Source organism: Streptomyces sp. NPDC051636 (assembly GCF_044453765.1).
Taxonomy (GTDB): domain Bacteria; phylum Actinomycetota; class Actinomycetes; order Streptomycetales; family Streptomycetaceae; genus Streptomyces.
In genome coordinates this window covers 1-1,445 of the sequence record NZ_JBITDA010000091.1, presented here as the reverse complement: position 1 = coordinate 1,445, position 1,445 = coordinate 1, and the positions used below count along the sequence as shown (strand labels likewise).

The window sequence follows — 1,445 nt, the reverse complement described above, 5'->3', positions numbered from 1 at the left end:
TAGTAGGGCTTGGTCAGTTTCACTCGTGAGTGGCATGTCTGTTGGGCTGTGGGTGTCGTTGTGGTGGTGTGACACCTGGGGAGATGGCCGAGGTCCGGGAGGACCTGGAGGCGTTCACGGCGGAGTTGTTCGATGGGTTCTTCCGTGCTGACCAGCGGCGGTGGGGTCAGGTGTATGTGCGGGGGCTGCTGCTGGACGGTAAACGTAAGTCGGTTGAGCCGATGGCGGCGAGGCTGGGCGAGGACGGCAACCGGCAGGCGCTGGCGCACTTCGTGACGACCAGCCCGTGGAATCCGGCGCACGTCCAGGCCCGCCTGGCCTGGATGATGCAGGACGCGATCCGGCCGGAGGCGTTGATCGTCGACGACACCGGGTTCCTCAAGGACGGGAATGCCTCGGCGTGTGTGTCCAGGCAGTACACCGGCACCGCGGGCAAGGTCACCAACTGCCAGGTGGGAGTGTCGCTGCACCTGGCCACCGACCGAGCCTCGGCCGCGATCGACTGGCGGCTGTTCATGCCGGCTTCCTGGGATCCGACCTCGCCTGAAGCCGACCCCGACAAGGTCGCCCGCCGCGGCCGTTGCGGCATCCCCGCGCAAGCGGGACACCTGGAGAAGTGGCAGCTGGCCCTCGACATGATCGACGAAGCACGGTCCTGGGGCGTCGATGTCCCCCTGGTCGTCGCGGATGCCGGATACGGCGACGCCGCCGCCTTCCGCAGCGGCTTGGAGGAACGCAACCTGCCCTACACGGTCGGCATCTCGGGCCGCCACAGCGCCCATCCCGCCGACGCCCGGCCCGTCCAGCCCGACTACGCGGGCACCGGCCGGCCGCCGAAGATGCAGTATCCCGACCCGCCGCAGACCATGAAAGACCTCGTCATCGCGGCCGGCCGGAGAGCCGCTCGGCCAGTGTCCTGGCGGGAGGGATCACGGCCAGGCACGAGCCGAAGCGGCTTCAAGCGCATGTACTCGCGTTTCGTCGCCCTGCGGATCCGGCCCGCCGGACGAGGAATCCGTAAGACAGCCGGAGATCCGGAACTGCCCGAGCGCTGGCTGCTGGCCGAGTGGCCGGCCACCGAGCCGGAGCCGGTGCAGTTCTGGCTGTCCAGCCTGCCCTCCGGGATGCCGCTGGCCACCTTGGTGCGGCTGACCAAACTGCGCTGGCGCATCGAGCACGACTACCGCGAGATGAAGCAGGCCCTGGGACTGGCCCACTTCGAGGGCCGCACCTGGAACGGCTGGCACCACCACGTCACCCTCGTCTCCGCCGCCCACGCCTTCTGCACCCTCCAACGGCTGGCACGAGACCCAAAAGACCCGGTGCGGGACCGAGCCTTTACCAAGTAGTCCGCGAACTGCAGACACTCCTCGCCCTCTGGGCCGGCGCCTGCCCCACCTGCCACCGCGACATAACCACGGCAATACAAACCTGACCAAGCCCTA

Annotated in this window: 1 protein-coding gene; it reads left to right on the top strand. The window is 68.4% G+C overall.

Annotation, left to right across the window (positions count from 1 at the left end; all coding sequences use genetic code 11):
• Positions 1 to 83: 83 nt before the first annotated feature.
• Positions 84 to 1,349, top strand: a complete 1,266-nt coding sequence (locus ACIBBH_RS42505) for an IS701 family transposase (RefSeq protein WP_399414366.1) — start codon at positions 84 to 86, stop codon at positions 1,347 to 1,349.
• Positions 1,350 to 1,445 lie beyond the last annotated feature (96 nt).